We start from the raw sequence: 6,084 nt of genomic DNA, 5'->3' as shown, positions 1-6,084 counted from the left end.
TACCACTGATCGCATTGCCGTTCTTCCGCAAATATTTGGACGATCAGCGTGGAGAGGATCAGAAGTTCGATTTTCTTGGTGGATTATTGCTGGGTGGAACAGTAGCCTTCTTGTTACTTTCGATTTCGCAAACCAATATGATGTTTTTTCTGCTCGGTATGGTGTTATTTGCACTGTTTATATGGCGCATTAACACTGCGCATGATCCATTCATCCAGCCGAAGCTGTTCCGTAACAAGCAATATTCATACGGGCTCCTTATCGCTTTTTTAGGGACGGGGATTAGCTTTGGATTGCCGTACTTGGCACCGCAGTTTCTGAACAGTCTCAATCAGCTTACGCCGGCAATAATTGGACTGGTTATGTTTCCGGCTGCTATTGCTTCGGCTCTATTGGGTAAAAGAGGGGGGCGTTTGGCGGATAGTAAAGGGAATTCGTTTCTCGTCTATACAGCTGTATCGCTTTTGTTCATCTGTTTTATCAGCTTGTCTACGTTTGTGGGTGCATCTCCGTATCTGATTTTATTTTTGCTTATTTTCGGAAACGTAGGTCAGACCTTCATGCAAATTGCCATGTCCAACACGATTTCTCGTACCTTGTCGAAAGACCAGATTGGTGTTGGAATGGGGCTGCTATCTCTGCTGAATTTTATTGCCGGCGCGATCACGACAAGTATTTTGGGCAAAACGCTGGATAGTTCGTCGTCCTTTCATTTGAATCCTGTCGTATCTAATGTGCAGGTGTTCAATTTTAGCAATATATTTACGGTGCTTGCACTGATTGCGCTTGTGACGATGGGACTTTATGCGTTGCAATTCCGAGGGGGTTCACGCCGTAATACGCCTGCTGTTGAACAAGGATAAACATTTGATGCAAACTCATGCCAAAACAAGGGTATAATATAGAAGGAAAAGTTCATCTATGGAAGGACGGAGTGTCCAGCATGACAAGAAACCTTCAATATGTGCCCTATGGTTATGAGCCTCCGATCGAGACGCATAAAGGGACCATGGTTTACTATGATACGTTCGAGCAGATTACAGCCAGAGAGCTGGAGCTTTTTGCCGAAACGGGGGCTGCATTATCTTTTACAAAGCTGGTGCTGTATCCGCTACATGAAGAAACCGTCAGAAGAATGTGGAAGCAGCCGGTACGTTCGTATTACAAGCGGGTGGACGAGCTGGGAGAGTGGCAGCGGGAGCAGGCTTTGAGTGCTGTTGTGATTGAGAGTTGGGAAGGTAAGCGTAAAAAGTATACGCCGATTGAAGCAGCCATCCGTTTTTTGGCGGAAAAGTATACGACCCCACTTTTTTTGTACATGAGTCCTGAAACTGCAAATTTGTGCGCTTCCTATGCATCGTTTGGAGAATGGATTAGAAATGTCAGATTGCTGCTTTCGAGCGAACCCCAGGAACTTCATCCGAAGCTTGCACAGTACCGTAATCGCTGGAACACGGTAGAAGAAGCGACAAACCGTGACTCTAAGGTTGACAAAGCGGAGCATGAATTATAGAATAGAACTAATCGTAAAAATTACTATTGTAATTGTATACCATGTATTCCAATTAAGGAGGAAGAGAAATGCGCGTAATTGTTACCTTGGCATGCACCGAATCCGGTGATCGCAACTATACAACAACCAAGAACAAAAGAAATCATCCGGAGCGTCTTGAAATGAAAAAATACTCTCCGCGTCTGAAAAAGTACACGATCCATCGTGAAACTAGATAATTTGAGGCTTGCTATATAGCAACCTGAATGATCCTGCATCCTGAACGGAGCCTGTAATTCTAATGAATATAGGGCTTCATGAAAGGAACTGCGGCATGATCTCTCCAGTTAACGATGAAGAAATCGTGTTAAGTTTGCAAAAGCCTGCGTTATGGAACCGGCGAAAACTTGAATTAGTCCAGTGGACAGAGCGTCCAAAGTTAAAGCTTGCACCTAAGAAAACGGCTTTTTTTCAAGGCTGTATGATAGATGCCGAGCTACATGGCACGCTTTGCCTTTTGAATCGAAAGCACGTGGCTACCGAGTTCTCCTGTGCTGGTGTCAGCATTTGGGACGAGCCGGAGGACCATTCACTATATGCTTATATAACGATGAAGGCTGACGAAAGATCCGGAGCGTTCGTGCAATGGGCGATGCGATATATGCGGCATCGTTTGCTTGTCGTTTACGAGCTTGAGCGCAACCGTTATGATCTGTCGTCTTTTTTTCTGGGACATAACCGTTCCTTTTGCCAACTGATGGAGTATTGCGCCAGTACGTTTGAGTTTGAAACTAAAACTATATGAAAGATTAGGTGAAACTAATGAAAAAAGATATTCATCCAACATTGAACAAAGTTATCTTTCTGGACCCTAGCTGTGGATTTACTTTCCTGAGTGCTTCCACTAAATATTCGCAAGAAACGATGGAATGGGAAGATGGCAACACATACCCAGTTATCCGTGTAGATACTAGCTCCGCTTCCCACCCGTTCTTCACTGGTAAACAAAGAAACGTGGATATCGGTGGCCGTGTGGATCGCTTTAACAAAAAATATAACCTTAAGTAAGAACAGTCGAGCGTTGTGTTTATGGATTATGCTAATAATCCGTGAACATCGCTTTTTAAAAAACCTCCTGCAGATGCAGGAGGTTTTTTTGTCTTAATCTAGACCTGTCATTTATAGCGAAATGAAGCACTGTTCCCATTGGTCGGTAATGGATGCTTTGTCGAGCTGCTCCCCAATTAGCGTGACATATCCCTGACTCACGGGAAGTGCAGTAGGCTGCCACTCCAAGTGATTTCCTGAAAATTGCAAAAGCATTGTACCTTCCTGAGGAAGTACGCAATAACCTTTCGCTCGAAGCAGTGAGGAACCTAACCCGGTTAGAAAGTTTTCTAATCGTTGTTTTTCGAGTGGCTGAGGAGAATATTGATGCAGCGTTAAGCTCTCCAGACGGGAGAACGAATGAGGCTGCTTAGGATCGTGGTTATGACTGTGTGTCGAAATAACTTTGAAAGCCGTACTTCTGGAGACACTACTGGTGCTTCCGATACTTTTGACGGGAATGGGGACGAACGGTGCATCTGCATCAGTGAGCTGGACCTGTGCAGGTGCTGGTTGAGGTGTCTGTGCAGGTTTCGCGGCAACGGATGCGGAGGCCAGAACAGGCTCTAGTAGTGGTTCAAGGTCAACCCGGCTATATTCAGTAGTTTGCAGCTTGGCCGTATCGTTGAGCTTGCGGATGCTCTTGACGACCTTCGTCACTTCTCGGCTGCTTGCTGCATCCGTCTTGTTCACCACAATGAAGTCTGCGGTGCGCAGCTGTCCGTGCAGGGTGCGAACCAGTTCTTTATCAGCCGTAAAGCGGCTATTGTATTCATGGAACAGCTCAGCATCCACAACACTGATGCTGTGAACCAGATAAAGCCGATCTGCCAGTAGAGGGGAGCGAAGCTCCTCCAGTACTTGTTCGGGGTTGGCTACCCCGGTGGTTTCCATGAAGATCAGATCTGGCTCCTGGCTGAGCAGGGTATGCAGAGCCCCTGCCAGCTCATTTCTTTTGCTGCAACAAATGCAGCCTTCTAGCAATCCTTCTACTGTTACGTCAGGCATTTCCTCTGAAATTATAGCGCTGTCTACATCATATTCGCCCATTTCGTTCATTAAAACAGCAGCACGAAGGGGGATTTGGCGAGTATGGGCTAATAGGCGCAAAAGTAGTGTTGTTTTGCCGCTTCCAAGAAAACCACTGATTAAAATAACAGGAACTTTATTCATCATTTTTCCTCCTTGGTGGGTTTAGTGTGCTGTGTTCAAGCGATCAAAGGTAGCTACCGAGTCTGCTTGGGTATAGACATAAGGGGATTCTGGCTGCTCGACAGCGGTTATTTTTTCGGATCGAATTTCAAGTACGGGAGCGTTGCCCTTTTGTGTGGCATGCAGTGTTCCTTCAATGGTCACCCAGGTATCCTTGTCAAAGGACGGGGCCTTCTGGGATTGGACGATGATCCCGAATGGCATGGCATCGGCAGTACAGCACATGACGAGGAATCTTCCTACTGCAAATAGGCCTTTACCCGGCAGGTTGTCGTCTTTATAGACAAAGCCAGTCACCTGTACTTTTTTTCCTTCAAAAGCTTGTTTATATAACTCAATGGCTCCAATAGTTTCGGAAAAAATCTCAGGCTTGATCTGTATGATAGGTTGCTGATACAGGCGTTTCGCCAGCTCGGCGAATTCTACATTGTACTTGTCAGGCGGAACGAACAGCTTATCCAGCGTTTCCTGACTCCATTTTCCCTCTGGAGGGGACGAAGTTGGGACGGAAGATGCAGTTGATAAAAGGGAGGCGGTGGATGCTTTTGTGGTCTGTGTATCCGTTTTTCGTCGGATATCCGGGTTGGGATACGTGAAGGACATGCCTTTTTTGGCGGCCATATCACTACCAAGTGCCTGATTGGGCAGCAGAGAACCGAACAGGAGCGGGATGAGCAGCATTCCATATACGAGTGTTTTTTTGAACCAGCTTTGCGGCAACGGATGCTCACAATCACATACATCCTCACCGTCCCGCTCCCCGATGATTCCGTGCCATGCCATCGCCAATGCGATGAACAAGAGTGGTACAGGACAGAGTAGGAGCAGCTTTTGCATATGGGGAGCCAAGTAGTAATGAAGTGCATTCGTGCGGCTTAATGAGACGATGTACACAGCCAATCCGATCAGGAGCAAGGAGCGCATGCCGTATTGCCAGCGAATGCTAAAGGTTGAATTCACGTTTGTATTCACCTCCCTAATAACCATTCAGCAGCTATAGAACCCACTAGGACGAGTGAAACAATGAGCAGGCCCAGGATGGCGACAAATTTGGTGCGGAAGGTGCTTAGCAGCATGAGCGTGCCTTTGAAGTCTAGCATCGGACCGAGTACAAGAAAGGCTGCCAGCGGACCCAGTGTAAAGGTATGTGAAAAAGCAGTGGCTACAAAGGCATCGGAGGTGGAACACAGCGACAGTATGTAGGCAAAACCCATCATAAAGGCGTACGATCCAACCGTTCCGTTGCTTAACGAAAGCAGTTCATCGCGTGGGATGAAGGTTTGAATGCAGGCTGTTAATAGTGCGCCGATAATGAGATATTTACTCATGTCCAAAAACTCGTCACCAGCATGTACAAAAAAGCCCCGCCATGTGCGACTATGCCGATGAGTCTGATTGTTCTGCTTTTGCTGGTTAAAAGAGAGCAACGACCGTTTGAGCGGATGCACTCGTACAAAGGCATACACGATCAGCCCGATGATCGCGGAGACGGCAAAAGCCAAACCCATTCGAACGGCAGTGACCTCGGGATGGGAAGGGAAAGCCATCATCGTCGCAGCCAGTACCACGGGATTGATAATGGGCCCGCTTAAAATAAAAGTGATACCCATATAGGCAGGCATTCCCTTGAGCATTAATTGCCGAACGACAGGGATCATGCCGCATTCACAGATGGGAAATAGCATACCTAGTAAGGAGGCCAGCAGGACACCCGGTACAGGATGCGCAGGCGCTATTTTGCGAATCCATGTCTCCGGTACAAGCCACTGCAAAAGGGATGAGACGAGCACACCGATAAGGAGAAACGGAACAGCTTCCAGAAAAATGCCCATAAATACCGTTTTTAACGGTTGCAGCTGCCCCATATCTAACAAACGAAGCCACTGGGGAGATAGCGTGACAAGCACAGGGATGAGAAAGGCAAACGGAATCATAAAAGGCAGCATCTTCAACAGCGTACTGTTTTTCATTCCACGTCTCCTTGGGAATAAGGGTTCTTATCTACAGCCTATGTCTGTAAGGGGACAATCATGCTCGCTGGATTAAGCTTGTATCACCTCCTATATTGACAATTCAAAGAGTGGTCGTATATATTTATGTTTATTATTAGTAATAATTACGATTAATTTCTGATAAAGGATTGCAAGAAGGAAACTTTTACGGTACGATCCATATTAAATGTTGTAAAGACAAGGAGGGGTTATATGATACCGATTGTTGTTTTATCCGGTTTTTTGGGTAGCGGTAAAACCACTCTTCTTCAGCATGCGCTG

General features: G+C 46.4%; 9 protein-coding genes. 6 read left to right on the top strand and 3 right to left on the bottom strand.

What is annotated here, in order from left to right:
* The 5 genes from GRP75_RS17210 to GRP75_RS17190 form a co-directional block, all read left to right on the top strand.
* A partial coding sequence (locus GRP75_RS17210) for an MFS transporter (RefSeq protein ID WP_160789892.1) occupies positions 1-863 on the top strand: 863 nt, incomplete at its 5' end.
* A gap of 80 nt (positions 864-943) precedes the next feature.
* Positions 944-1,513, top strand: coding sequence for a hypothetical protein (locus GRP75_RS17205; RefSeq protein ID WP_053325330.1), 570 nt, complete (start codon positions 944-946; stop codon positions 1,511-1,513).
* Between the two features lie 68 nt (positions 1,514-1,581).
* Positions 1,582-1,731 (top strand): 50S ribosomal protein L33, encoded by a 150-nt coding sequence (gene rpmG / locus GRP75_RS17200; protein WP_007430271.1) that lies wholly within the window; start codon positions 1,582-1,584, stop codon positions 1,729-1,731.
* 95 nt (positions 1,732-1,826) lie between these two features.
* Positions 1,827-2,297, top strand: a complete 471-nt coding sequence (locus GRP75_RS17195) for a hypothetical protein (RefSeq protein WP_023988396.1) — start codon at positions 1,827-1,829, stop codon at positions 2,295-2,297.
* Positions 2,298-2,314: 17 nt separating this feature from the next.
* Positions 2,315-2,560 (top strand): type B 50S ribosomal protein L31, encoded by a 246-nt coding sequence (locus GRP75_RS17190; RefSeq protein ID WP_013310118.1) that lies wholly within the window; start codon positions 2,315-2,317, stop codon positions 2,558-2,560.
* 111 nt (positions 2,561-2,671) lie between these two features.
* Here the strand turns inward: GRP75_RS17190 and GRP75_RS17185 are convergent, their stop codons facing one another.
* From GRP75_RS17185 to GRP75_RS17175, 3 genes are read right to left on the bottom strand one after another with little or no spacing between them, the layout of a single operon-like run.
* Entirely contained in the window at positions 2,672-3,775 is a 1,104-nt protein-coding gene (locus GRP75_RS17185) for a CobW family GTP-binding protein (RefSeq protein WP_160789891.1), read from the bottom strand.
* 18 nt (positions 3,776-3,793) lie between these two features.
* Positions 3,794-4,771 (bottom strand): TIGR03943 family putative permease subunit, encoded by a 978-nt coding sequence (locus tag GRP75_RS17180; protein WP_071558808.1) that lies wholly within the window; start codon positions 4,769-4,771, stop codon positions 3,794-3,796.
* 8 nt (positions 4,772-4,779) lie between these two features.
* Positions 4,780-5,781 carry a permease gene (locus GRP75_RS17175; protein WP_160789890.1) on the bottom strand — a complete coding sequence of 334 codons (1,002 nt, stop codon included), beginning with the start codon at positions 5,779-5,781 and terminating at the stop codon, positions 4,780-4,782.
* A 234-nt stretch (positions 5,782-6,015) separates the two neighbouring features.
* Between GRP75_RS17175 and GRP75_RS30490 the strand changes: the two genes are divergently transcribed.
* Positions 6,016-6,084 (top strand): GTP-binding protein (locus GRP75_RS30490; protein WP_160789893.1); only part of this gene is annotated, 69 nt, incomplete at its 3' end.

The organism is Paenibacillus sp. OT2-17, from assembly GCF_009827695.1.
Lineage (GTDB): Bacteria > Bacillota > Bacilli > Paenibacillales > Paenibacillaceae > Paenibacillus > Paenibacillus polymyxa_B.
This window is presented reverse-complemented; position numbering and strand designations above follow the sequence as displayed.